We start from the raw sequence: 23,226 nt of genomic DNA, 5'->3' as shown, positions 1-23,226 counted from the left end.
GCCGTGCTCATCTACATGATCCGCCACGGCCAGACGGACTGGAACGCCGAAGGCCGGCTTCAGGGCCAGAAAGACATCGGTCTCAATGAGACCGGCCGCGGCCAGGCGACACGCAACGGCGAAATGCTCGGCCAAATCATTGGCAAGGACGAGGGCTTCGACTATGTCGCAAGCCCTCTTTCGCGTACCCGCGAAACCATGGAGCGCCTGCGCGCCGCCATGGGCATCGATCCCCTCACCTACCGGACCGACGAGCGGCTGGTCGAACTCTCCTTCGGAGACTGGGAAGGCCGCACGCTCGAGGAAGTGAGCCATATCGCGCCGGACCGGCTGCTCGCCCGCGCCGCCCAGAAATGGAGCTTCATTCCTCCGGGCGAAGCAGCCGAAAGCTACGAAATCCTCTCATGGCGTGTGGGCGCCTGGGTGCGCTCCGTCGAAGCCCCGACCGTCTGCGTCAGCCATGGCGGCGTCATCCGATCGCTCTTCCGGCTGATCGCCGATCTTTCGGAGAATGAGGCGGCCACCATGCCGGTGCCGCAGGACCGGATACTCAGGATCGATACGGGCGCAAGCCGGATGGAGTGGCTGTAGGTTTTCCGCGACGCGGGGAAAACCAGATTACTCGACGACCTGCAGATCATCCACCACGCGGCTGCCGTCGGTGACGGTATAGAAGACCACGACCTTCACGCCGGGCTTCAACCCTTCGAAATTGAACTCCTCGGGCACCTTGTAGGTATTGCCGTCATCGAGAGTCAGGCTCAGCGAATTCATATTCACCGTCTTGATCGTGGCCTCAACATCAGCGCTCTGCGCCAGAGCGGAGAACGGCGAGAGGATGCTGGCGGTCACGAGAAGAGTGGCGATCAGGAGACGCATGGTCGGGGCCTTCGACGGTGTGAGTGCTGTATCTTTTGCAGGCTAAAGAATAGTCGCCGGATTGTGGCAAAATTTGCTCGTGACCGTGACATTTTCATTGCAAGTAATGAGCTGAATATTAACGGCTTTCAAGAATTTCGCCGCATCCGGTTGCATGACCTTCCGCTCACTAAACCAGAAGAACAATCCGGCCCAAGAAATCGCCTGCGACATTGCGCATGGGCGCTCAATCGGAAATTAACGTCGCCTCTATACCGTCCCGCCAACAACAGAATAATGAATGAAAAAGGGTGGCTGCGGTTTTGATGGTCCGGCTCTCGCCTCTTGGAAAAATCCGGCATGCCGCCCGCGGCATCCGCATATCCGCCGCCGCGGCGATGCTGCTCGTCCTCGGCGTCATTCTGACCGGTGTCGTGCTCGATCGCCAGCATACCGAAAGCTTCCGCGAGGAGTTGTACGGCAGGACGGAAAAAGCCGCCACCTTCCTTTCCGGACGGCTTGCCACAAGGCTGGACAAGGACGTCTGGCTCGCAAACCACCTCGCGCAGGCCTTTACCGGCGAGGCGGGAGGATCGCTCACGCGTTTCCGCCATGTCGCCGAAGAGGAGATTGCCGGAACGCCGCACTTCCTCGCGATCGCCCTTGCTCCCAATCTGGAACTCACGGCCGTGTTCACCCGCCAGTCGCTCGGCCTCGATGCGCACGGCCTTGGGGTCGATGCCGAACTTCTGGGAGAGCAGGTGAAATCCTTCCGGCAAGACGGCGCAGCGGTGCTCCTGAGCAATGCGCGGAACGGTCACCTGACACTGTTTGTGCCCTTCGGCGAGCCCGGCCAAGGATCCATTGCCGTCGTCATGGACCAAGCCGGGCTGATAGAGGCAACCGGCGTCAGCCTCGCACCGACCGGTTCGAGTTCCGGCGCTCTCGCCGATCTTTCCTGGATGGATGTCGCCATCCGCGACATGGGCCGCGAAGGCGGGCCGGTGATCTTCGGCGAAGCCTCCATTCAAGCGCCGCGCGCATGGCCGCTCGCGGTCAACGGCGCCAGCTGGGAAATCCTTGCCGCGCCCAAAGCCGGCTGGAATGCCGTTCCGCCGGATCAGACGATCATCCGCCTTTCGATCGCGCTTGCAGCACTCGGCATGATCGTGCCGATCATCGTCGCCAGCCTGCTGATCGACGAGCGTAACCGCAACATAGCAGCGCTCAAGGCCAGGGAGGCGAACCTCCTGCAGCTTTCGCAACGTTTCCATCTGGCCATGGAATCCTCCAATATCGGCATATGGGAAGTGACGGACGATCACCGCCTCTACTGGGACGAGCGCGCCGCCGCGCTGCACGGCCGGCAAGCGGAGGCGAGAGGAAGCCGCCTGGAGGATTGGCTGGCCTCGATCTTCCCGGAGGACCAGGCGGCGGCGGAAGCGCATTTCTTCATTGCCACCTGCTCGGGCAGCCCGTGCAGCGACATCTACCGCGTGCGGCTCGAAGACGGGGCGCTGCGCTATCTGCGCTCGGCCGGCGCGAGCTACCTCAATGCCGACGGCAGCCGGCGCACCACCGGCATCGTCTGGGACATCACTGCCGACATGGTGATGACGGAGACGCTGCGCGCCGCCAAGGAAACGAGCGACATAAAGAACGCCGAACTCGAACTGGCGCTGGACGAGCTCTCCAATCGCGAGCAGGAACTGGAGCTTGCAAAGAGCCGCATCGAGTACAATGCACTGCATGACCCGCTGACCGAACTCGCCAACCGCCGGAAGCTGGATCTGGAGCTCGACAGGCTCTCCCGCGCCAGCCAAACCGAGCGGCAGAAGTTTTCCATCCTTCATCTCGACCTCGACCGCTTCAAGCAGATCAACGACACGCTGGGCCATGCGGCGGGCGACGCCATGCTCGTGCATGCGGCGCGAGTTCTCTCACGCAATGTCGGTAGCGGCGATCTGGTCGCCCGCATCGGCGGAGACGAATTCGTGATCTTCGTGAACGGCAATTGCAACGCCGAGCAGATGGCCGATCTTGCCTCCGGCATCATCATGGAACTGCGTCAGCCCATCGATTTCGAGGGGTTTTCCTGCCGCGGCGGCGTGTCGATCGGCATTGCCCAGGCCAGCGGCTTCAATCTCGATGCACGCAGGACGCTGGTGAATGCCGATATTGCGCTCTATCGCGCGAAAGCCATGGGCCGCAATCGCCACGAGTTCTTCACGCAGAACCTGCAGGCAGAAATCATCAGCCACAAGCGCACCGCCGACGAGGTTCTGGCCGGCATCGACAACCATGAATTCGTTACCTGGTACCAGCCGCAATTCGATGCGCGCTCCAACGAGCTTACCGGCGTCGAGGCATTGGTGCGCTGGAACCATCCGCATCACGGCATTCTGGCACCCGACCGCTTCCTCAAGATCGCCGAGGACCTCAACGTCGCCGCCACGCTCGACCAGATCGTGCTGGAGACGGTATTGAAGGACCGCATGCGCTGGGCCGCGCTCGGCATCGGAATACCGAAGGTTTCAGTCAACGTTTCTTCGAGGCGCCTGCACGACGAGGGTCTGATCGACAGCTTGAAGGGGCTCGCCATCGCGCCCGGCCAGGTATCCTTCGAACTCGTAGAATCGATCTTCCTGGACGAAAGCGAGGCTGCCGCGGCCAGCAATCTGGAAAGGATCAAGTCGCTCGGCATCGATATCGAGATCGACGACTTCGGCACCGGCCACACATCTATCGTGAGCCTGCTGAAGCTGAAGCCGAAGCGGCTGAAGATCGACCGCCAGCTCGTCATGCCGATCCTCACCTCGCCGCAGGAGCGGGCGCTGGTGCGCTCCATCATCGACATCGCCCGTTCGCTCGGCGTCGAGACGGTGGCCGAAGGAGTAGAGACCATGCAGCATGCGGCGCTGCTGCGCGAACTCGACTGCGACCTCCTGCAAGGCTATGCATTCTCCCGACCGCTCTCCTTCGACGATTTCACCCGCTCGGCGCTAGCGGGCTGGCGGAAGGCCGCGGCCTGAGACGGCTCTTGGCGGCACATTCTTCCCGCCGCCAAGAAAGGCTTGTCCCTTCCGCTGTTTTTCCACTATGACAGGGCCGCTTTCAGGAATGGAGCAGCCATTCCCCCACGGTTCCGGTCGCCACCATGTCGCACAATACTTTCGGTCATCTTTTCCGCGTCACCACCTGGGGCGAAAGCCACGGGCCGGCGCTCGGCTGCGTCGTGGACGGCTGCCCTCCCGGCATCCGCTTCACGCTTACCGAAATCCAGGCCTGGATGGACAGGCGCAAGCCCGGCCAGTCGCGTTTCGTGACCCAGCGGCGCGAGGAAGACCTCGTGAAGGTGCTTTCCGGCGTGATGCCGGACGAGGATGGCGAAACACTGGTGACCACCGGTACGCCCATCTCCATGCTGATCGAGAACACCGATCAGCGTTCCAAGGATTACGGCGAGATCGCCCGCCGCTACCGCCCCGGACATGCCGATTTCACCTATGACCTGAAATACGGCATCCGCGACTATCGCGGCGGCGGCCGTTCTTCCGCCCGCGAAACGGCCGCGCGCGTCGCAGCAGGTGCGCTCGCCCGCAAGGTCGTGCCCGGAGTAACCGTACGCGGCGCCCTGGTGCAGATCGGCAAGCACAGGATCAACCGGGCGAACTGGGACTGGGAGCAGGTGGGCCAGAACCCCTTCTTCTCGCCGGATGCCGAGATCGTGCCGGTATGGGAGGAATATCTCGATGGTATCCGAAAGGCGGGCTCCTCGATCGGCGCGGTGGTGGAAGTGGTCGCCGAAGGCGTTCCGGCGGGGCTTGGTGCTCCCATCTACGGCAAGCTGGACCAGGACATTGCAAGCCTTCTGATGTCCATTAACGCCGTCAAAGGCGTCGAAATCGGCGAGGGCTTTGCATCCGCCGAACTTTCCGGTGAGGAAAACGCCGACGAAATGCGCATGGGCAATGACGGCACGCCTCTCTTCCTTTCCAATCATGCAGGCGGAATTCTGGGCGGCATCTCCACCGGGCAGCCGGTGATTGCCCGCTTCGCCATCAAGCCCACTTCCTCCATTCTCGCCGAGCGACGCTCGATCGACGCGGACGGCCACAATGTCGATATCCGCACCAAGGGCCGCCACGACCCCTGCGTCGGCATAAGAGCGGTTCCTGTCGGCGAAGCGATGGTCGCCTGCGCGATTGCCGACCATTATCTTCGTGACCGCGCCCAGACCGGCCGATTGAAGTAAGGAATTGCCCATGGCCTATGACCAGAAGCGCGTCGTCGATGCCATCCGCGCCTTCGAGGCCGGCGAGATTGTCGTCGTGACCGACGACGACGACCGCGAGAACGAAGGAGACCTGATCGTCGCAGCCGTCCATTGCACGGCCGAGAAGATGGCCTTCATCGTTCGCCATACGTCCGGCATCGTCTGTGCGCCCATGCCGCGCGAGGAAGCCAAGCGGCTGAATCTCAACGCCATGGTTGCGGAAAACGACAGCGCGCATACCACCGCCTTCACCGTCACGGTCGATTTCAAGCACGGCACGACCACCGGCATTTCCGCCTATGACCGGACGCTGACCGTGCGCAATCTCGCCAATCCCAATGCGGGGGCTGCCGATTTCGTGCGCCCCGGCCATATCTTCCCGCTCATCTCCCGCGAAGGCGGCGTCCTGATGCGCTCGGGCCATACGGAAGCGGCGGTCGACCTCTGCAAGCTCGCCGGCCTGCCRCAGGTCGGCGTGATCAGCGAACTGGTCAATGATGACGGAACCGTCATGCGCGGTCAGCAGGTCGCCGCTTTCGCGCAGGCTCATGGCTTGAAGCAAGTTTCGGTCGCGGACCTCATCGCCTACCGCCAGCGCAAGGAAACGCTGATCGAACTGCAATCGCAATTCGATGTGAATACCGCCTTCGGCAAGGCGAAGGCGCATGCCTATTCCCTGCCCTGGGACCCGATGCAGCATGTGGCTGTCATCTTCGGCGACATCCGAGACGGAGTCGATATTCCCGTTCGCCTGCATCTCGAGAACGTCGCGGATGACGTCTTCGGCGCCGAGCGGCCCATCAACCGCTACATGGAAAAGATCGCCGAGGAAGGACGCGGGGTCATCATCTATCTTCGCGAGGGTTCCGTCGGCGTCGGCCAGATGGATCATGGCCGCAAGCTTCGTCATAGCGACAAGGAAGAGCACGAACAGGCCAAGGCGCGCGAAAGCGAATGGCTGGAAATCGGCCTCGGGGCACAGATCCTGAAAGATCTCGGCGTCACCTCGATCAAGCTCCTGAGCCGCAGCGAGCGGCACTATGTCGGGCTCGAAGGCTTCGGCATCAAGATTGCCGAAACGGTGATCTGCTGAACCATTAGCTGCATTCAGCTCCGGCCACGCTAGATTGCTTCTGCTTGAGGGGAAGCGATTTTTCGTGTACGAATAATATGAAGATCGTATGGGATGAGCGGAAGCGGCTGGTGAATCTCGATAAGCATGGTCTCGACTTTGCCGAGATCGAAGCTTTCCACTGGGAAACGGCGGTTATGGAAGCCGGGCATTCAGGCCGGATCAAAGCCATCGGCTATTTCGAGGACGGCACGGCAGTTGTCATCTTCGCAACGCTCGGAACCCAAGCGATTTCGATCATCAGCTTTCGCCCCGCCAACGCCAAAGAGAAGAGGCAGCTCCAATGGCCACCAAGCGTCAAACATTGAAGGAGTTTCAGCTTGGCCGCGGTTACACCAAGGAAGATTGGGATGCTGTGGACAGCCCTCCGCTGACCGACGAAGAATTGGCCAGGATGCGTCCGGCCCGAGAGGTGCTGCCGCCCGAGTTCTTCGAAGCAATCGAAGAAATGCGCCGGGCCCGCGGCCGTCCGAAGATGGATGCCCCCAAGGTGGCCGTCACGCTTCGGCTCGAGCCGGAAGTGCTGGAGAAATTCAAGGCCAGGGGCAAGGACTGGCGTAGCGCCATGGCCGAGGAGCTAAAGAAGGCTTCCCGCCGCTAATTGTCCTGCCAGCCGTCCAGGAAATTTACCCTCTCCACGCCCGCAAACCGGGCGACGCGCTGCAATTCCGCCTCCAGCTTCTCCAGGCGTCCGGCCGATGGCTTGACTCCCTTTTCCAGCCAGAGCCGTTTGACATCAAGGGTACCCGCCTTGCGGTCGGCCTTCATGTCGATGCGGCCGATCATGCGGTCTCCCTCGATCAGCGGAAAGACGTAATAGCCGTATTCCCGCTTGGGTTCCGGCACAAAGACCTCAATACGGTAGAAGAAACCGAACAGCCGTTCGGCCCGATTACGATCGCGCAGCAGCGGGTCGAAGGGGCTCAGCACCCGCACACGCGCCGGCGGCTCAGGAATATCGCCGAGGTTTTCCGGAAAGCCGGTAAAAGCAAAGGAAGGTCTCGGCTTGCCGCCATTGACCGGCTCAATCAGCACCTCGTCCAATTCGCCGCGATGAGCAGCCACCCAGTCCTTTGCCTCCTGCGGCGTGACGAGATCCCAGAAGGCCGCGATCTCGCCGGAAGTGGCGAAGCCCAGCCGCTTCAGGGCGCTGCGGCAGGCCCAATCGATAAACTCCTCGTGACTCACCTCGGGTTCGAAGTGATGCTGCGGGATCACCCGCTCGGTCAGATCATAGATCTTCTGGAAGTTCACACGGCCGGCGATCGAAAGCTTGCCGATGTGCCAATAGTATTCGAGTGCCGTCTTGTTCGGGTGCCAGTTCCACCAGCCACCGGATTTGTGATTTTCCACCTTCATGTCGCGCGACATGATCGCGCCGCCCTCGGCAATGTGCCGGTAGGTATCCTCGAAGGCCGAGTCGAAATCCTCGCCCTGCCACTTCTTCCATCGCTCGGCAATGATCGGCTCCCGGCGCCGGAAGCGGTGCTTCCAATAGCGGAAGAAGGCGGACGGCAGGATGGAGGCATCATGCGTCCAGTGCTCGAAAAGCTCCCTGTCCTTTTCAAGGAGCTTTTTCAGATGCTCCCGCCGATAGGTCTGGTTGCGGGAAAACAGGATCATGTGGTGGGCGCGCTCCACTGTGGCGATGCTGTCCACCTGCACGAAGCCCATCTCGTGGATGAGGTTCAGCAGCCCCGCCTTGTCGAGCGCGCGGCCGGGCGGCTGGGAAAGCCCCTGCCGCTCGAGAAAGATTCGTCGTGCCTGATGGTTGGGTATGAGAATCGCCATGACCGGCAGAGTAGAGTGTCGCCGCGCATGATTCAATGTTCATGTTTAGTTYCGAATTCCCCTGCCCTGTGATCCGGTTTATAGCTCCTGCGAAAGAACGAGGGACGGGATTGGATATACGTTTCGAAGAAGCCTCCGTGAGCTTCGAAGGCAGGGTTGCCCTTCATCCGCTGACGCTTTCGCTTTCCGAGCGGCGGATCGGTGTGATCGGCCTCAACGGGTCCGGCAAGACCACCTTCGCCCGCATGATAAACGGACTAGTCAAACCCTCCGGGGGACGCGTCATCGTCAACGGGCTTGATACGGTTACCGATGCCGAGCGGGTACGCGCGCAGGCCGGCTTCATCTTCCAGAATCCCCAGAACCAAATCATCCTGCCGATCCTGAAAGAGGACATCGCCCTCGGCCTCAAGGCCCAGAAGCTTTCGAAGGACGCCGTGGACGAGGCGGTTGCCGCCATCCTCAAGCGTTTCGGCATCCCTCATCTCGCCGAGCGGCGGGCCCACGAGCTTTCCGGCGGAGAGCTGCAACTGGCCGCCCTCGCCTCGGTTCTCGTCACTCAGCCGCCGATCCTGATCCTCGACGAGCCGACGAACCAGCTCGACCTCAAGAACCGCGATCTCGTGGAGCGGACGATCGCCACGCTCGACGAAGATGTGATCGTCATCAGCCACGATCTGCCGCTGGTTGCCGATTTCGACCGCGCCCTTCTATTCGATCAAGGCCGGCTGGTCGCCGATGGCCCGCCCCGCGACGTGATCGACCATTATCGCGAGCTTGCGGCATGAACACGCTCTATGTCGAGGGAAACAGCCTTCTGCACCGGCTTTCAGCCCGTGTGAAGCTGATCGCGCTCACGGCGACCGGTATCGCCCTCATCTTCATCGCCTCTCCAGTCCCATTGGCGATCGCCGCTTTCATGGCGGCCCTGCTCTATGCCTCGCTGCGCATCGGCTGGCGGCAATCCTGGCTGCGTCTGAGGCCGGTTTTCCTGACGATTTTTGTGGTTGCGGTCTTCGCCTTCCTCGTCAGCTCCGCCCCGGAAGCTGCCACAATGCTCTTCAGGCTGACCACCCTGATGCTGCTTGCCGCCGCGGTGACCGCCACCACGACGATCGGCGATTTCATCGATGAGATCACGCTTGCCGCCCGCCCGCTGGAGCGTCTTGGCCTCGTGAAGGCGGCGGATATCGGGCTTTCGCTCGGGCTCGTGATCCGCTTCGTGCCGGAGGTGGTAAGCCGCTACCGGGCAATTCGCGAGGCGCATGCGGCACGCGGCCTGAAAGCCAGGCCGGTGACGCTCGCCGTGCCGCTCATCATTCTGACGTTGAAGAGCGCCGACGAGATCGCTGCGGCCATTGACGCCCGTGGCGTCCGAGGGCAGAACTGAGTGAGCACTTTATTAGGGAATCGCAAACCATGAGCACCCGGGATCTCGTTCTTGCCGCACTGTTTGCCGCCATTATCGTCGTCCTCGGACTGCTGCCGCCGATAACCATCGGCTTCATTCCCGTGCCGATCACCGCACAATCGCTCGGCGTGATGCTGGCAGGCGTCGTTCTCGGCGCCAGGCGCGGCACGATCGCGGTCCTGCTGGTGCTGCTGCTCGTCGCAATCGGGCTTCCGGTTCTTTCCGGCGGACGTGGCGGGCTCGCCGCCTTTGCCGCCCCCACGTCAGGCTTCCTGATCGGCTGGGTATTCGCCGCGTTCGTGACGGGCTATCTTTCCGAACGCCTCGTCAGCCGCTCGCAGAGCGGCCTTGTGCAGGGCACCGGCTTCTTTCTGGCGGCGCTCGCCGGCGGGGTTATCGTCCTCTACGCTTTCGGCATCACCTATCTCGCGCTCATCACCGGGCTCGGCTTCATGCAGGCCTTCCTGGGCTCGCTCGCCTTTGTCCCCGGAGATGTCATCAAGGCCTTCGTCGCCGCCCTTGCCGGACGCGCGATCATGGCCGGCTATCCGCTGCTGCCGCAGCGCGCCTGAGCTTTTGCGCGGCCGCTGTCGCAAAACCGCGACAGCGTTAATCCAGAAACTGATAGAGCCAATCGCGCAGGTCCTCCGGCAATGCGATCGGCTCCCGGCTTTCGGGATCGCAGGCGGTCCAGACAATTTCGGCCTCCGCGACCGCCACTCCGTCGCGCTCCATATGCACGAGGAAGCCCGCGGATTTCCCGCCGATCTTGCTGACCCCGACATGCGTTTCCACCAGATCCCCCAGCTTAAGGGGCTCGTGGAAGGTACAGACGACCTTGCTGACTGTGAAATGCGGATCGCTCTTCGTCGACCGTCGACGGCGCCAGAATTCCGTGACCGCCTCTTCCGCACGGGCGACATAGGCGGCGCGGAACATCTCGCCATGCATATCGACATCGCGGTAGGGCACGCGGAATTCATGAAGTTTCGAAGGTTCTTTGGCCACGATGCACCCAGGCGGGACGCTTCTTCTTCCTCCTGATTCATTTCGGGCGAGCGGGCGCGGGAACAAGAGGTGCCGCTTGAAAAATTGCCGCGTCTGCGCCATGTCCGGGGCACTTCCTTCCAAGAGGCCGGACGCATGACCACCCGCCTATACGAGCACGACATCTTCCTGGAGCACCGCACGCCCGACGGACACCCGGAACGGGCCGACCGGCTGCGCTCGCTGGCGATCGCCCTCCAGCATCCGAATTTCGAGAAGCTCGACCGGAAGGAGGCGCCGCAGGCAAGCGAAGACGCCGTGTTGCTTGCCCATCCGGAATCGCATCTGCGCGCCGTGATGCGGGAAATTCCCGAAGAGGACGAGATCAATCAGATCGAGGCGGATACCTATGTCGGGCCGAAGAGCCTGGCAGCGGCGCTGACCGGCATCGGCGCGGCGATGGCAGCCGTGGATGACGTGCTTTCCCRYAAGGTGGACAATGCCTTCGTCGCCGCCCGCCCGCCCGGCCATCACGCCGAAAAAGAGAAGGCGATGGGCTTCTGCCTTTTCAACAATGCCGCGATCGCCGCCCGCCATGCCCAGAAGGCGCATGGCGTCGAGCGCGTGGCGATCGTCGACTGGGACGTGCATCACGGCAACGGCACCCAGGACATATTCTGGGACGATCCTTCCGTACTCTTCTGCTCCACGCACCAGATGCCGCTCTACCCTTGGACCGGCGCCAAGAACGAGACGGGCAAGACCGGCAATATCGTCAACGCCCCTCTCTCGCCCGATACCGGCAGCGAGCATTTCCGCGAGGCGTTCAAGGCCCGCGTCCTGCCGGCGCTGGAAAACTTCCGACCGGATTTCATCATCATCTCCGCCGGCTTCGATGCGCACCACCGCGACCCGCTGGCGCAGATCAATCTTGTCGGCGAGGACTTCGACTGGGCCACCGGCCGGCTGATGGAAATCGCCGGGAAATACGCCAACGACCGGGTCGTCAGCCTCCTGGAAGGCGGCTATGATCTGGAAGGCCTCGCCGAATCGGCGGGCATGCATATCTGCAGACTGATGAGAGGATAAGGGATGACCAAAAACGCCGAGAATTCCGGCGCCATTGTTGATGTGAGCGGCTATTCCTTCGAAAAGGCAGTGGCGGAGCTGGAAAGCATCGTCGCGCGGCTGGAACGCGGCGACGTGGCGCTCGACGAATCCATCGCCATCTACGAACGCGGCGAGGCATTGAAAAAGCATTGCGAGAAGCTGCTCGCGGCCGCCGAGAACCGCATCGAGAAGATACGCCTCGACCGCGCCGGCAAGCCGCAGGGCATCGAACCGCTCGACGGGGAATAGCCTTCCCCTCCTGCCACGAAAGTCTTACGACCTTCGCCACGATGAGGCCACAAAGCGGTTGACGCACCGTGGCCGCCTCCCCATGATAGCCGCCATAGGTTGCTTTGGGAGGAACAATCGTGAAATTCAATAAAATCAATGTCATGTTCGCTGGTGCGCTAGCCGTTTCGACGGCGTTTTCGGCCGCCGGCGCGAGAGCCGCTGAATTCATCAACGTGCTCACCGGTGGCACGTCCGGCGTCTACTATCCGCTTGGCGTCGCGCTTTCGGAAATCTACGGCCAGAACATCGAGGGCGCGCGCACGCAGGTGCAGGCGACCAAGGCATCCGTCGAGAACCTGAACCTCTTGCAGGCCGGGCGCGGCGAGATCGGTTTCTCGCTGGGCGATTCCGTGCAGGAGGCCTGGAACGGCAACAAGGAAGCGGGCTTCCCCGGCAAGCTGGATAAGCTGCGCGGCCTCGCAGCCATCTATCCAAACTATATCCAGGTGGTGGCGAGCCGGGATTCGGGCGTGAAGACGCTTGCCGATCTCAAGGGCAAGAGCCTGTCGGTCGGCGCTCCCGCCTCCGGCACCGAACTCAATGCGCGGGCGATCTTCGAGGCTGCCGGCATGTCCTATAAGGATCTCGGCAAGACGGAATATCTGCCGTTCGCCGAATCGGTGGAACTCATCAAGAACCGCCAGCTCGACGCCACCTTGCAATCGGCCGGTCTTGGCGTCGCCTCGATCCGCGACCTTGCGACCTCCATGCCGATCAACGTGGTGGCCATTCCAAAGGCCGAGGTCGAAAAGATCGGTGCGCCTTACATGTCCGTGACCATTCCGGCCGGAACCTATGAGGGGCAGACCGAAGCCGTGGAGACCGCGGCGGTCGGCAACTTCCTCATCACCCACGAGGGGGTTCCGGAAGAAACGGTCTACCAGATGACCAAGCTTCTCTTCGAAAACCTGCCGAAGCTGACGGCTGCGCATGCCGCCGCCAAGGCAATCGACCCGAAGAAGGCGCTCGACGGCATGCCGGTGCCGCTGCATCCGGGTGCGGAACGTTATTACAAGGAAGCAGGCTTGCTGAAGTAGGGGCTGGGTCCCGCACATGGCAAGTCCCCTCCCCAACCTCTCCCCACAAGGGGGAGGGGCTTAACCCCGCCGCTCCGCCGACGGCCCATTCAAGGCAAGCGGTTGCCGCTTGTCTTCTCCCCCCTTGTGGGGGAGATGGCCGGCAGGCCAGAGGGGCTCATTATAAACCAGAGCTTATTGAGAGCCCGAATGTCCGCGACCACGATGCAGAGCCAGAACGCGCCCCATTCCGCCGAGGAAGCCATAGAAGGCCTGCCCGCAGGCTTCGGGGAAGGCCTCACCGGCCGCATCGCTTTCTGGATCGCCTTTACCTTCACCGCGTTCCAGATCTGGACCGCGGCCTACGGCACGCTGCCGAGCCAGGTGGTGCGGGCCATGCATGTGGGCTTTTTGCTGCTGCTCGGCTTTGCGCTGTTCGGCAATCTCGTGGCGAAAACACCGGCCGGAAAGCTCTGGTTCTGGGCACTCGGGATCGTCGGCTTCCTCACCGGCATCTACAACTGGATCTTCTACGTCGACCTCATCCAGCGCAGCGGCTTCCACACGACGCTAGACCTCGTCGTCGCCACGGCGATGATCGCCCTCGTCTTCGAGGGCGCGCGGCGGCTGATGGGCCTGCCGCTGACGATCATCGCGGCGATCTTCCTCGCCTACTGCTTCTTCGGGCAATATGCGCCCGGCCCCTTCGTGCATCGCGGCTATGATTTCGAGCTCATCATCGAGCATTTCGGCTTCGGCACCGAGGGCATCTACGGCACGCCGATCTATGTGTCGGCGGCCTATATCTTCATCTTCGTCGTCTTCGCCGCCTTCCTCGAGCGCGCCGGCATGCTCGGCCTCTTCAACGATTTCGCACTCGGCCTCGTCGGCACCTGGCGCGGCGGCCCGGCGCAAGTCTGCGTCATGTCCTCGGCGCTGATGGGCACGATTTCCGGCTCCGGCGTCGCCAATGTCGTGGCGTCGGGTCAGTTCACCATTCCGCTGATGAAGCGCTTCGGCTTCCGCTCCGCCTTTGCCGGCGGCGTCGAGGCCACTTCTTCCATGGGCGGGCAGATCATGCCGCCGGTCATGGGCGCCGTCGCCTTCATCATGGCCGAGACGCTGAACGTGCCCTATGCGGAAATCGTCAAGGCGGCGTTCATCCCGGCGGTCCTCTATTTCGGCGTCTGCTTCTGGATGGTGTTYCTTGAGGCCGGCAAGGCCGGTCTCAAGGGCATGAACAAGGCCGACCTGCCGAACCCCTGGGCAGCCGTCAGGGAGCATTGGCCGCTGGTGCTGCCGCTCGGCGCACTCGTCTACCTGCTGTTTGCCGGATACACGCCGATCTTCGCCGGCACGATGGGGCTTGCGCTCGTCGTGGTCCTCATTCTCGGCATGCCGCTCGCAGCCTCCATCGGCCCGCTCGCCTTCCGGCTCGTCTTCTGGCTGGCGCTGGGATTGGCTGCGGCCTCCTTCCTCAAATACGGGGTCAATTTCCTCGCCATCGTCATCGCGGCGCTGGTCGCCGGCTGCCTGTTCATCAAGGGCGGCAAGGAGACGCTCGCCATCTGTCGCGACGCCATGGCGGAGGGCGCCAAGAACGCCCTGCCGGTCGGGATCGCCTGCGCCATCGTCGGCATCGTCATCGGCACGCTGACGCTGACCGGCATCGCCTCCACCTTCGTCGGTGCGATCATCCGGGTCGGAGAGCACAACCTCTTCCTTTCCCTGGTGCTGACGATGATCACCTGCCTCATCCTCGGCATGGGCATACCGACAATTCCGAACTACATCATCACCTCCTCGCTTGCCGGCCCGGCGCTGCTCGAACTCGGCGTGCCGCTGATCGTCAGCCACATGTTCGTCTTCTATTTCGGCATCATGGCGGATCTGACCCCACCGGTGGCGCTTGCCTGCTTTGCCGCCGCCCCCATGGCCAAGACTTCCGGGCTGAAGATATCGATCGATGCCACCAAGCTTGCCACCGCCGGCTTCGTCGTGCCGTTCATGGCCGTCTACACGCCGGCGCTGATGCTGCAGGACCCAGGCCCCATAGCCGCTGCCTGGGGCTATCCGGTGGAGGTCGCCTACGTCTTCCTCAAGGCCTGCTTCGGCATCGCGCTCTGGGGTGCGGCGGTCGTCGGCTTCCTCTTCACACGCATGGCCATATGGGAGCGGGCGTTTGCCTTCATCGCCGGCGCGAGCCTCGTTCTTGCCCTTCCCTGGACGGACGAGCTGGGCTGGGCGCTCGGAATCATCGTGGTGGCGCTGCACTGGTGGCGCAGCCGCGGGATGCCCTCGCCCACCGCCGCGCCGTGAGCCTCTGCATCCTGGCGGCGGGAAAGGTGACCTCGCTCGCCGTTTCCCTCTTCACGCTCTCGTGGACCCATTCGGTGCAGAAGACCGAATGGCGGGAAAGCTGGGAGGTGACGCCAGCCGGCCTGGAATTGCGCCAGGCTTCCATCAAAGGGTCCGGAGCCGGCATGGAGCCGGGACCAGATGCCATATTGCGGGACGGCTGGTGGATATGGGAGCCGAAGCTGCCGCCGCAGCCGCGCGTTACGCTTGCGGCTTCCGGCGCGACGGTGAGCGGGTGGCGGCTCTGCCATGAAAACGGCTGCATGGAACTCGGAACGGCTGCCGGAGAGAAAATAATCCTGAATTCCTGCCGGTAATTCGGCGGCGAGACCAGAAAAATAACAGTATCATTCCATTCAACGCTTCCGATTCAATCTATTTTTACCTGGAAAACATAGAAGACTCCCCGAATTACTGCAGGATTCTTCGACGAACAGCGACGAATAGAGGCGGATGATGGGCAGGATACGCCCGCTTACAGCCGGCGACGTGCCCGCGATCGCCGCGCTATTTCATAGGATATTCCGCCACTCCGATCGCCGGCCTCCTGCGGCGCTCGTCGAGTATCTCCGGCATCTTTATCTTGAGGCCGCGGTCTGCGCGAAGGATATACCTTCGCTGGTTCACGAGGGTGATGGTGGCGGGATTTCCGGCTTCATCGGGCGGCACGTCATGCCGATGCGGCTTGACGACAAGCCGCTCCGGGCAGCACTCCTCAGCACCATCATGGCCGACGAACGCGCCGGAGATCCGCTGGCGGCAGCGAAAATCCTCAAGGCTGCGCTCAACGGCCCGCAGGATTTCTCCTTCAGCGAAACCGCGAGCGAAGTTTCCCTGCGCATGTGGAAACATGCAGGAGCCGTGGCATTGCCCGGCCACAGCATGGAATGGTTCCGGATCATTCGGCCGGCGACGAGCGCGGTGGAAGCATCCGCTAGGCGCTATCCGGTCCTGCGCGCGCTAAGCCCGGTCTCCTCCCGCATGGATGACGTGTTCCGGCAGCGCATCGCCGCCGAGCGACCCCGCTGGCTCGGACTGTCCAAGGCRCAATCCGGCAGAGCCGGGCTTTCGGTACGCGAGATCGATGCCACGGAGTTCGCCGGGCTCTTCCGCGAGATGACGGAACGCTTTCCGCTGCGGCCGGACTGGTCCGCCGAAGCGTTCGACACGACGCTTCGCGAAGCGATGGAAAAACCGCTCTTCGGCAGACCCGTGCTTGCCGCGGCCATCGACCGGGGCGGCCGGTCCATCGGCGGATTTTTCTACCACTTGGGCCCGCATGGCACGGCGCGGGCGACCCAGTTGCTTGCCGCTTCCGGCAAGGAGGATGCCGTGCTCGATGCGCTCATCACGCATGCTGCGGACAAGGGCGCGAGCGCGGTGCGTGGCCGTACGCAGCCTTTCCTCATGGGAGCGATGCTCGGCCGGCGCATCGGCTTTCTCAACAGCGCCTCCACCGTTCTCCATTGCCGCGACCCCGAGATCACGGCGGCGATCCACAGAGGGGATGCTTTCCTCAACGGGCTTGCCGGAGAGCAATGGAGCCGGCTAATCGGTGATTTCGGCTGAACACCCCGCAATTGCGAGACAGTGTGTCTCCATGGGCTTCGGTTGTCCGTCCGTCCGGTCTTCGATAGAGTCCATGCTCGAAACGGAGACCCGCCCATGTCCTTCTTTCCCGGAAAGGACCCAGTCGCAGGCGATGCCTTTTCCTGCGATGGGATCGAGAACCTGATCATTCCCCGTACCAGCGATATCGGCGGATTTTCCGTGYGCCGCGCGCTGCCGACACGACAGCGCCGGCTGGTAGGCCCCTTCATCTTCTTCGACCGCATGGGCCCAGCCCTCCTTCGGGCAGGCGAGGCTCTCGACGTGAAGCCCCACCCACATATCGGGCTTTCGACCGTCACCTACCTCTTCGACGGCGAGATCAAGCATCGTGACAGCCTCGGCACCGAGCTTGTCATCAAACCCGGCGACATCAACCTGATGACCGCCGGACGCGGCATCGTGCATTCCGAACGGACGCCGGAAAACCTGCGCGGCCGCCCCATGTCCGTATCGGGCCTGCAGACCTGGCTGGCGCTTCCCGACGACAAGGAGGAGATCGACCCCGCCTTCGGCCACACCGACCGTCAGGCCATGCCGCTGATCGATGCCGACGGCGCGAAGGGCCAAGTTGTGATCGGCAGTTTCGAGGGGCTTTCCTCGCCCGTCGCCACCTTCACCGACACGCTCTATGTCGATCTCGGCCTCGAAGCGGGCAGGCGCTTCCCCTTCTCCGCCGCACACGAGGAACGGGCGATCTACATCCTCTCCGGCGAGCTTGTGGTTTCCGGCGACCGCTTTTCGGCGGACCAGCTTCTCGTCTTCCGTCCCGGCGACAGCATCACGCTGGAGGCGGGACCGGGCGGCTGTCACCTGATGCTGTTCGGCGGCGCGGCCCTGAATTCCAAGCGTTACATCTGGTGGAATTTCGTTTCCTCCTCCAAGGAGCGGATCGAGAAAGCCAAGGAGGAGTGGCGTACAGGGCGTTTCGATGTCGTTCCGGGGGACGAAGAAGAGTTTGTCCCTTTGCCCGGAGCCTGAAATCCGGTAAGGCAGTTTACTTGAAAAAGCCCATTTCCTCCTCATCTTGGTGGGGACGCACTGCCCCGGACATAAGCAGAAAAGACAAGATTCCGTGACATCAAACCTTGAAACGCCGCTGCTCGATCAGGTCAAGTTCCCCGCCGATCTCAGGAAAGTCGAAGATCGCGACCTGCCGCAACTCGCCCGCGAAGTTCGCGACGAGATGATCGATGCGGTTTCGCGCACCGGCGGGCATCTGGGTGCGGGGCTTGGCGTCGTGGAATTGACGATCGCGATCCATAAGGTGTTCGATACGCCTGACGACCGGCTGATCTTCGATGTCGGGCACCAGTGCTATCCGCACAAGATCCTGACCGGCCGGCGCGACCGCATCCGCACGCTGCGCCAGGAAAACGGGCTTTCCGGCTTCACCCGCCGAGCCGAAAGCGAATACGATCCGTTCGGCGCGGCTCACTCCTCCACCTCGATATCCGCCGGACTCGGCATGGCGGTGGCCGCCGATCTGTCCAAGTCGAAGCGCAACGTGATCGCCGTCATCGGCGACGGCGCGATGTCGGCCGGCATGGCCTACGAAGCCTTGAACAATGCCGGCGCGCTCGATGCGCGGCTGATCGTCATTCTCAATGACAACGACATGTCGATAGCGCCGCCGACCGGCGCGATGAGCGCTTATCTCGCGCGGCTTGCCTCCGGACGCACCTATATGGGCTTCCGCGAAATGGGCAAGAAGCTGACCGGCTATCTCGGCAAGTCGATCGATCGCGCCATCACCCGCGCGGTCGAACACGCCCGCGGCTATATGACCGGCGGCACCATGTTCGAGGAAATGGGCTTCTATCACATCGGCCCGATCGACGGGCATTCCTTCGACCACCTGCTGCCGGTGCTGCGCAACGTGCGCGACAATGCCCAGGGACCGGTGCTCATCCATGTCGTCACCCAGAAGGGCAAGGGCTATCCGCCGGCCGAGGYCGCAGCCGACAAGTATCACGGCGTCAACAAGTTCGACGTTATTACCGGGGCGCAGGCGAAATCAAAGCCCAATGCACCCTCCTACACCAGCGTCTTCGGCGAGGCGCTCGTGCAGGAAGCCGGCTATGACGAGAAGATCGTCGGCATCACCGCCGCCATGCCGAACGGCACCGGCATCGACAAGCTGGCGGAAGCCTTCCCCTCCCGTACCTTCGACGTCGGCATTGCCGAGCAGCACGCCGTGACGTTTGCGGCGGGGCTTGCCGCGGAAGGCTACAAACCTTTCTGCGCCATCTACTCCACCTTCCTGCAGCGCGGCTACGACCAGGTGGTCCATGACGTTGCGATCCAGGGACTTCCCGTGCGCTTCCCGATCGATCGCGCCGGCTTCGTCGGCGCCGACGGACCGACCCATGCGGGCTCCTTCGACACCACCTTCCTGGCGACGCTGCCGGGCATGGTGGTGATGGCCGCCGCGGACGAAGCGGAACTCAAGCACATGGTGCGCACCGCCGCCGCCTATGACGCAGGCCCGATCTCGTTCCGCTATCCGCGCGGCGAAGGTGTCGGCGTAGAATTGCCGGAGCGCGGGCAGATTCTCGAGATCGGCAAGGGCCGCGTCGTCAAGCAGGGCTCCAAGGTGGCGCTGCTTTCGTTCGGCACGCGTCTCAAGGACTGTCTGCTGGCAGCGGAAGACCTCGATGCGGCCGGTCTTTCCACGACGGTGGCCGACGCACGCTTCGCCAAGCCGCTGGACCACGATCTTATCCGCCAGCTCGCCCGCCATCACGAGGTGCTCATCACCATCGAGGAAGGCGCGGTCGGCGGTTTCGGCGCGCATGTCCTGCAGTTCCTCTCCACCGAGGGGCTGCTCGATCACGGCCTGAAAATCCGCCCGCTGGTGCTTCCGGATATCTGGATGGAGCAGGCGAGCCCGGATGCCATGTATGCCAAGGCCGGCCTCGACCGCGCAGGCATCGTCTCGACCGTCTTCGGCGCACTCGGCCAGAAGCGGATCGACGTCGGCGCGGCAGGCTGACGCCCGCTCAGCGGCGCCGACCCTCTATCCTCATGTCGAACTGGACGACGTTCGAATAGATCGGCGTGCCGACATCCATGCCGTAGCGGGAGCGGAAGATCCTGCCGTGGACATCGAAGCTGATGGAGCGGCCGGTCCAGCCAGTCAGCTTCACATCGAAGCTTTCGGCGGAACTGCGGCCCCTGGCCGTCAGGGTGCCGGCCACGCGGGCGGTGTCCGGACCTGTTTGCTCCACACGGCTGGAGCGGAATGAAATCCTGTCGAAATGTTCGGTGTCGAACACCGCCCCGGAGCGCAGGAAGGTATCGATCCTCTGCTGCCCGGTGCTGACGCTTGCCGGCCGCAATTCGAAGCTGACCGTCGAACCGGAGAGGTTGCCCGCCCTCAGATCGAACGTGCCGGAAAACTGGCCGAACCTGCCCCTGATACCGCCGCCTCCGGCTTGCTCGACCGTAAAGGCAATGCTGGAGGACGGCGTGATGGCGTAGCGGCCCGCCGCTTCGGCGAGACTCGGCACATCGACCGCAAGGGAACCGGCTGCGGGAAGGGCCGCGACACTCAACAGCGCGCCGAAAAGGGCCATTTTTCCATTCATCACCCTACTCCTTCACCGAGACTTTCGGAGCGTTCAATCGGCGGCCGAGCATGCGCAGGAGCACATCGTCGCGCCGGCGATAGTGATGATGAAGCGCGGCGGCGGAATGCAGCAGGACCAGCGCCAGCGTGAAATAGGCAAGCAGGGCGTGCGCCTCCGTCCACCAGCTTTCGGCAGCATCCGATTTCGGCACCGGCAGATGCGGAACCACGACCAGATTGAAGGCGAAGGTTGGAATTTCGAGGAGCGAGACGGATGCGACCATCCAGCCCGCAAAGGGCACCAGGATCGCAAGCGCCAGCAGCAGAATATGCACGCCCTTGGAGAGCCGACGCTCAAGATCACTCAAGCCGGCGGACGGGCGGATGGAAGGCCGGGCCAGCGAATAGAGGAGCCTTACGGCCGCAAGCAGCAATGCCAGCATTCCGAAGGATTTGTGCCACTGGAAGAGTGAAAACTGCAGGACTGGATCGATCCCTGGCCGGGTCATTGCAAAGCCGAGCGCCAGAAGACCAAGGATCAGCGTCGCGATCAACCAGTGAAGGATGATCGTGAAGATGTCATAGCGATCGGCTGGACCACGCATGACGAGCTTCCCAGGGCCTCCTGAGTGATCATCCTCCTGCGTTTGCCTTTCGGCAAGGGCACATCAAATCACGGTAGCGCAATTTTTCGGGACCATCCATAAAGCAAGACAGCCCGGGCGGCGGCCCGGGCTATCTCAAGGCGATCAATCCGCTCGGGATCGGATCAGAACTCCGACCAGTCTTCCTTCACCGCAGCGGCCGAAGCCGTCTTTCCGGAGAAGGCGCGGGCAAGGGTCGAGCGAAGCGCATTGGCCGGGGATGCCGCCGGACGAGCGCCGGTGGCAGCCGGGGCCGGGCGCGTAACCTTCGCGGGCGTTTCGACGCCGAGCTTGAACTGGCGCAGCAATGCATCGAGCGCCTGCGCCTCATGAGCGAGCTTGTGGCTTGCCGCCGTCTGCTGCTCCACCATCGCGGCATTCTGCTGCGTGCCCTGGTCCATGTTGTTGACGGCGGTATTGATCTCCTGAAGGCCGGAAGACTGTTCCCGCGTTGAGGTCACGATGGCGCTCAGGTGCTCGTTGATCTCCTGCACTTCGCCCACGATCGCCTGCAGCGCCTTGCCGGTCTCATCGACCAGGCCTACGCCCGCCTGCACCTGCTGGTTGGACGTGGTGATCAGCGACTTGATCTCCTTGGCCGCATTGGCAGAACGCTGGGCGAGCTCACGCACTTCCTGCGCCACGACTGCAAAACCCTTGCCCGCATCGCCCGCACGTGCCGCCTCGACGCCTGCGTTGAGAGCGAGAAGGTTCGTCTGGAAGGCGATATCGTCGATCACGCTGATGATGTTGATGATCTCGCCGGAGGACTTGGCGATCTCTTCCATTGCCGAAACCGCCCGGCGAACGACATCGCCAGATTTCTCGGCACCGATGCGGGCACGTTCGACGCGCTGGCCGACATCCTCCGCGCGGCGAGCCGATTCCTTGACGGTGGTGGTCACCTCTTCCAGGGCGGCGGCGGTCTCCTCGACGGCTGCGGCCTGCTGTTCTGTGCGGCGGCCGAGATCGTCGGCAGCGGAACGGATCTCGGAAGCGCCGGCATTGATGGCGGAGGCGTTTTCACCGACCGAGCGGAGTGCGGCCTGCAGTTTTTCGAGCGACTGGTTGAAATCGACACGCAGCCGATCGAGACGAGCGGAGAAGGGTGTTTCCAGGCGATAGGCGACATCGCCATTGGCAAGGCTTGCAAGGCCGGTGGCAAGCGAGTCGATGGCGAATTCGATCTCGGCCGCTTCATTCGCCTTCTGGGCCTCGGCAGCCTGGCGTTCGCGATCGGCGGTTTCGCGCAGGTGATCGGCATCGCGAGAAAGACGAAGCTTCTCGATTGCGGCATCCTTGAAGACCGCGACCGCCTTGGCCATCTGGCCCACTTCGTCGCCACGCTCAAGGGCCGGGACCACGATATCGTTGTCGCCGCCGGCAAGCCGGGACATGGCCTGCGTCATGCCGACGATCGGCGTGACGATCGCCCGCGACAGAGCCCAGACAAGCAGCGCGGCGATAAGACCGGCAGCGGCACCGCCGAGGAGCAGGGCCATGCGCAGATCAATGAACGCCTGCTTCTGCTCATCGACGAGCCCCGCAGAAAGCTCATGCACCTGCTGCTTGATCTCTGCCGCCGTCTCGCGGAAGGCATCGAGCTGGCCGCGCGACTGGTTGCGGCCGATTTCGATCACCTGATTGATCGGCATGTCGCTGTTCTTGCGTGCCGCAAGCTGCGGCTCGGTAAGCTGCGTGTGGAAGACATCTGCGGCCTTGCGCATGGCGTCGAGCGAGGCGATCAGCGCCGGCATATCCGCCGCGGCCTGCTTTGCCGCATCGATCGCCGCGATCATCTTCTCGCGATTGGCGAAGACATCGTTATAGGTACTGTCGCTCTTGAAGAGCAGGAAGCCGCGCTGGTTGACGGCCTGTTCCAGCATCGCCTGCAGAGCGGTATCGACATGCCCGACGATCGTCTGGGATGCGACCTGCCTTGCGGAGGCATCGCGGGATTTCGAGGCCTGCCAGTAAACGCCCGCGGAGGCGAGAAGGCAAACCGACATCAAAGCGGCGAAGGTGAAGATAAGCTTTTTGTTCAGCGAAAGATTTTTCAGGGACATGACGGGTTCTCGGTGGACTGGGGCGGCGGACATCTCTCCCGCGCTCCACAGAATCCGATCCTCATTAAGAATGTCTTGCGGTCGGGCCCCGAGTTTTCATGGTGATT

The 23,226-nt window shown here is 62.8% G+C and carries 23 protein-coding genes; 17 read left to right on the top strand and 6 right to left on the bottom strand.

Features of this window, described 5'->3' with window-relative positions; genetic code table 11:
- Positions 1 to 3: 3 nt before the first annotated feature.
- Positions 4 to 591 (top strand): histidine phosphatase family protein, encoded by a 588-nt coding sequence (locus LCM4573_RS25530; RefSeq protein WP_071009400.1) that lies wholly within the window; start codon positions 4 to 6, stop codon positions 589 to 591.
- Positions 592 to 618: 27 nt separating this feature from the next.
- Here the strand turns inward: LCM4573_RS25530 and LCM4573_RS25525 are convergent, their stop codons facing one another.
- Complete coding sequence (locus LCM4573_RS25525) at positions 619 to 879, bottom strand: DUF1344 domain-containing protein (protein WP_071009399.1); 261 nt, start codon at positions 877 to 879, stop codon at positions 619 to 621.
- A 290-nt stretch (positions 880 to 1,169) separates the two neighbouring features.
- Here LCM4573_RS25525 and LCM4573_RS25520 point away from each other — a divergent pair, with 290 nt between their 5' ends.
- The 5 genes from LCM4573_RS25520 to LCM4573_RS25500 all read left to right on the top strand — a co-directional run bounded on the left by LCM4573_RS25520 (position 1,170) and on the right by LCM4573_RS25500 (position 6,867).
- Positions 1,170 to 3,890 (top strand): EAL domain-containing protein, encoded by a 2,721-nt coding sequence (locus tag LCM4573_RS25520; protein ID WP_338012600.1) that lies wholly within the window; start codon positions 1,170 to 1,172, stop codon positions 3,888 to 3,890.
- Between the two features lie 125 nt (positions 3,891 to 4,015).
- The gene (gene aroC / locus LCM4573_RS25515) at positions 4,016 to 5,113 is read left to right on the top strand and encodes a chorismate synthase (RefSeq protein WP_071009397.1); all 1,098 of its coding nucleotides are present in this window, start codon (positions 4,016 to 4,018) and stop codon (positions 5,111 to 5,113) included.
- Positions 5,114 to 5,123: 10 nt separating this feature from the next.
- Positions 5,124 to 6,227, top strand: a complete 1,104-nt coding sequence (gene ribB, locus LCM4573_RS25510; RefSeq protein WP_071009396.1) for a 3,4-dihydroxy-2-butanone-4-phosphate synthase — start codon at positions 5,124 to 5,126, stop codon at positions 6,225 to 6,227.
- Positions 6,228 to 6,304: 77 nt separating this feature from the next.
- Complete coding sequence (locus LCM4573_RS25505; RefSeq protein WP_071009395.1) at positions 6,305 to 6,574, top strand: BrnT family toxin; 270 nt, start codon at positions 6,305 to 6,307, stop codon at positions 6,572 to 6,574.
- Positions 6,550 to 6,867, top strand: a complete 318-nt coding sequence (locus tag LCM4573_RS25500) for a BrnA antitoxin family protein (RefSeq protein WP_071009394.1) — start codon at positions 6,550 to 6,552, stop codon at positions 6,865 to 6,867. The genes LCM4573_RS25505 and LCM4573_RS25500 overlap by 25 nt, the downstream gene beginning before the upstream one ends.
- On the opposite strand, the gene LCM4573_RS25495 is transcribed toward LCM4573_RS25500, so the two are convergent.
- Entirely contained in the window at positions 6,864 to 8,057 is a 1,194-nt protein-coding gene (locus LCM4573_RS25495) for a winged helix-turn-helix domain-containing protein (protein WP_071009393.1), read from the bottom strand. The genes LCM4573_RS25500 and LCM4573_RS25495 overlap by 4 nt on opposite strands.
- A 110-nt stretch (positions 8,058 to 8,167) precedes the next feature.
- Here LCM4573_RS25495 and LCM4573_RS25490 point away from each other — a divergent pair, with 110 nt between their 5' ends.
- From LCM4573_RS25490 to LCM4573_RS25480, 3 genes are read left to right on the top strand one after another with little or no spacing between them, the layout of a single operon-like run.
- Positions 8,168 to 8,845, top strand: coding sequence for an energy-coupling factor ABC transporter ATP-binding protein (locus LCM4573_RS25490; RefSeq protein ID WP_071009392.1), 678 nt, complete (start codon positions 8,168 to 8,170; stop codon positions 8,843 to 8,845).
- Positions 8,842 to 9,447 (top strand): energy-coupling factor transporter transmembrane protein EcfT, encoded by a 606-nt coding sequence (locus tag LCM4573_RS25485; RefSeq protein WP_071009391.1) that lies wholly within the window; start codon positions 8,842 to 8,844, stop codon positions 9,445 to 9,447. Before LCM4573_RS25490 ends, LCM4573_RS25485 begins: the two co-directional genes overlap by 4 nt.
- A gap of 29 nt (positions 9,448 to 9,476) precedes the next feature.
- Positions 9,477 to 10,040, top strand: a complete 564-nt coding sequence (locus LCM4573_RS25480; protein WP_071009390.1) for a biotin transporter BioY — start codon at positions 9,477 to 9,479, stop codon at positions 10,038 to 10,040.
- Between the two features lie 37 nt (positions 10,041 to 10,077).
- On the opposite strand, the gene LCM4573_RS25475 is transcribed toward LCM4573_RS25480, so the two are convergent.
- Positions 10,078 to 10,476: a thioesterase family protein gene (locus tag LCM4573_RS25475; RefSeq protein ID WP_244505416.1), complete on the bottom strand. Its 399-nt coding sequence runs from the start codon at positions 10,474 to 10,476 to the stop codon at positions 10,078 to 10,080.
- A 135-nt stretch (positions 10,477 to 10,611) separates the two neighbouring features.
- Between LCM4573_RS25475 and LCM4573_RS25470 the strand changes: the two genes are divergently transcribed.
- The 8 genes from LCM4573_RS25470 to dxs all read left to right on the top strand — a co-directional run bounded on the left by LCM4573_RS25470 (position 10,612) and on the right by dxs (position 19,833).
- Positions 10,612 to 11,544, top strand: a complete 933-nt coding sequence (locus tag LCM4573_RS25470) for a histone deacetylase family protein (protein WP_071009583.1) — start codon at positions 10,612 to 10,614, stop codon at positions 11,542 to 11,544.
- A 3-nt stretch (positions 11,545 to 11,547) separates the two neighbouring features.
- Positions 11,548 to 11,814: an exodeoxyribonuclease VII small subunit gene (locus LCM4573_RS25465; RefSeq protein WP_071009389.1), complete on the top strand. Its 267-nt coding sequence runs from the start codon at positions 11,548 to 11,550 to the stop codon at positions 11,812 to 11,814.
- Between the two features lie 143 nt (positions 11,815 to 11,957).
- A complete protein-coding gene (locus LCM4573_RS25460) occupies positions 11,958 to 12,893 on the top strand; it encodes a TAXI family TRAP transporter solute-binding subunit (RefSeq protein ID WP_071009582.1) in 936 nt (311 codons plus the stop codon).
- Between the two features lie 189 nt (positions 12,894 to 13,082).
- Positions 13,083 to 15,191 (top strand): TRAP transporter permease, encoded by a 2,109-nt coding sequence (locus LCM4573_RS25455; RefSeq protein ID WP_071009388.1) that lies wholly within the window; start codon positions 13,083 to 13,085, stop codon positions 15,189 to 15,191.
- Complete coding sequence (locus LCM4573_RS25450) at positions 15,188 to 15,547, top strand: DUF1850 domain-containing protein (protein WP_071009581.1); 360 nt, start codon at positions 15,188 to 15,190, stop codon at positions 15,545 to 15,547. Before LCM4573_RS25455 ends, LCM4573_RS25450 begins: the two co-directional genes overlap by 4 nt.
- Before the next feature lie 136 nt (positions 15,548 to 15,683).
- Positions 15,684 to 16,799, top strand: coding sequence for a hypothetical protein (locus tag LCM4573_RS25445; RefSeq protein ID WP_244505415.1), 1,116 nt, complete (start codon positions 15,684 to 15,686; stop codon positions 16,797 to 16,799).
- A gap of 96 nt (positions 16,800 to 16,895) precedes the next feature.
- Positions 16,896 to 17,819, top strand: a complete 924-nt coding sequence (locus LCM4573_RS25440; RefSeq protein ID WP_071009387.1) for a pirin family protein — start codon at positions 16,896 to 16,898, stop codon at positions 17,817 to 17,819.
- Between the two features lie 94 nt (positions 17,820 to 17,913).
- Positions 17,914 to 19,833 carry a 1-deoxy-D-xylulose-5-phosphate synthase gene (gene dxs / locus LCM4573_RS25435; protein WP_071009386.1) on the top strand — a complete coding sequence of 640 codons (1,920 nt, stop codon included), beginning with the start codon at positions 17,914 to 17,916 and terminating at the stop codon, positions 19,831 to 19,833.
- 7 nt (positions 19,834 to 19,840) lie between these two features.
- Here the strand turns inward: dxs and LCM4573_RS25430 are convergent, their stop codons facing one another.
- The 3 genes from LCM4573_RS25430 to LCM4573_RS25420 form a co-directional block, all read right to left on the bottom strand.
- Complete coding sequence (locus LCM4573_RS25430) at positions 19,841 to 20,428, bottom strand: YceI family protein (RefSeq protein ID WP_071009385.1); 588 nt, start codon at positions 20,426 to 20,428, stop codon at positions 19,841 to 19,843.
- A gap of 4 nt (positions 20,429 to 20,432) precedes the next feature.
- The gene (locus LCM4573_RS25425) at positions 20,433 to 21,014 is read right to left on the bottom strand and encodes a cytochrome b (protein ID WP_071009384.1); all 582 of its coding nucleotides are present in this window, start codon (positions 21,012 to 21,014) and stop codon (positions 20,433 to 20,435) included.
- Positions 21,015 to 21,178: 164 nt separating this feature from the next.
- Positions 21,179 to 23,119, bottom strand: a complete 1,941-nt coding sequence (locus LCM4573_RS25420) for a methyl-accepting chemotaxis protein (RefSeq protein ID WP_071009383.1) — start codon at positions 23,117 to 23,119, stop codon at positions 21,179 to 21,181.
- Positions 23,120 to 23,226 lie beyond the last annotated feature (107 nt).

This window comes from Rhizobium sp. LCM 4573 (assembly GCF_001854865.1).
GTDB lineage: Bacteria > Pseudomonadota > Alphaproteobacteria > Rhizobiales > Rhizobiaceae > Neorhizobium.
Note: the sequence above shows the minus strand (reverse complement) of the source record. Positions and strands in the feature narration are given on the sequence as shown.

Coding starts and splice junctions, on each gene's coding strand:
- LCM4573_RS25525 (WP_071009399.1), bottom strand. CDS start 879: ATGCGTCTCCTGATCGCCACTCTTCTCGTGACCGCCAGCATCCTCTCG.
- aroC (WP_071009397.1), top strand. CDS start 4,016: ATGTCGCACAATACTTTCGGTCATCTTTTCCGCGTCACCACCTGGGGC.
- LCM4573_RS25505 (WP_071009395.1), top strand. CDS start 6,305: ATGAAGATCGTATGGGATGAGCGGAAGCGGCTGGTGAATCTCGATAAG.
- LCM4573_RS25500 (WP_071009394.1), top strand. CDS start 6,550: ATGGCCACCAAGCGTCAAACATTGAAGGAGTTTCAGCTTGGCCGCGGT.
- LCM4573_RS25495 (WP_071009393.1), bottom strand. CDS start 8,057: ATGGCGATTCTCATACCCAACCATCAGGCACGACGAATCTTTCTCGAG.
- LCM4573_RS25485 (WP_071009391.1), top strand. CDS start 8,842: ATGAACACGCTCTATGTCGAGGGAAACAGCCTTCTGCACCGGCTTTCA.
- LCM4573_RS25480 (WP_071009390.1), top strand. CDS start 9,477: ATGAGCACCCGGGATCTCGTTCTTGCCGCACTGTTTGCCGCCATTATC.
- LCM4573_RS25465 (WP_071009389.1), top strand. CDS start 11,548: ATGACCAAAAACGCCGAGAATTCCGGCGCCATTGTTGATGTGAGCGGC.
- LCM4573_RS25460 (WP_071009582.1), top strand. CDS start 11,958: ATGTTCGCTGGTGCGCTAGCCGTTTCGACGGCGTTTTCGGCCGCCGGC.
- LCM4573_RS25430 (WP_071009385.1), bottom strand. CDS start 20,428: ATGAATGGAAAAATGGCCCTTTTCGGCGCGCTGTTGAGTGTCGCGGCC.
- LCM4573_RS25425 (WP_071009384.1), bottom strand. CDS start 21,014: ATGCGTGGTCCAGCCGATCGCTATGACATCTTCACGATCATCCTTCAC.
- LCM4573_RS25420 (WP_071009383.1), bottom strand. CDS start 23,119: ATGTCCCTGAAAAATCTTTCGCTGAACAAAAAGCTTATCTTCACCTTC.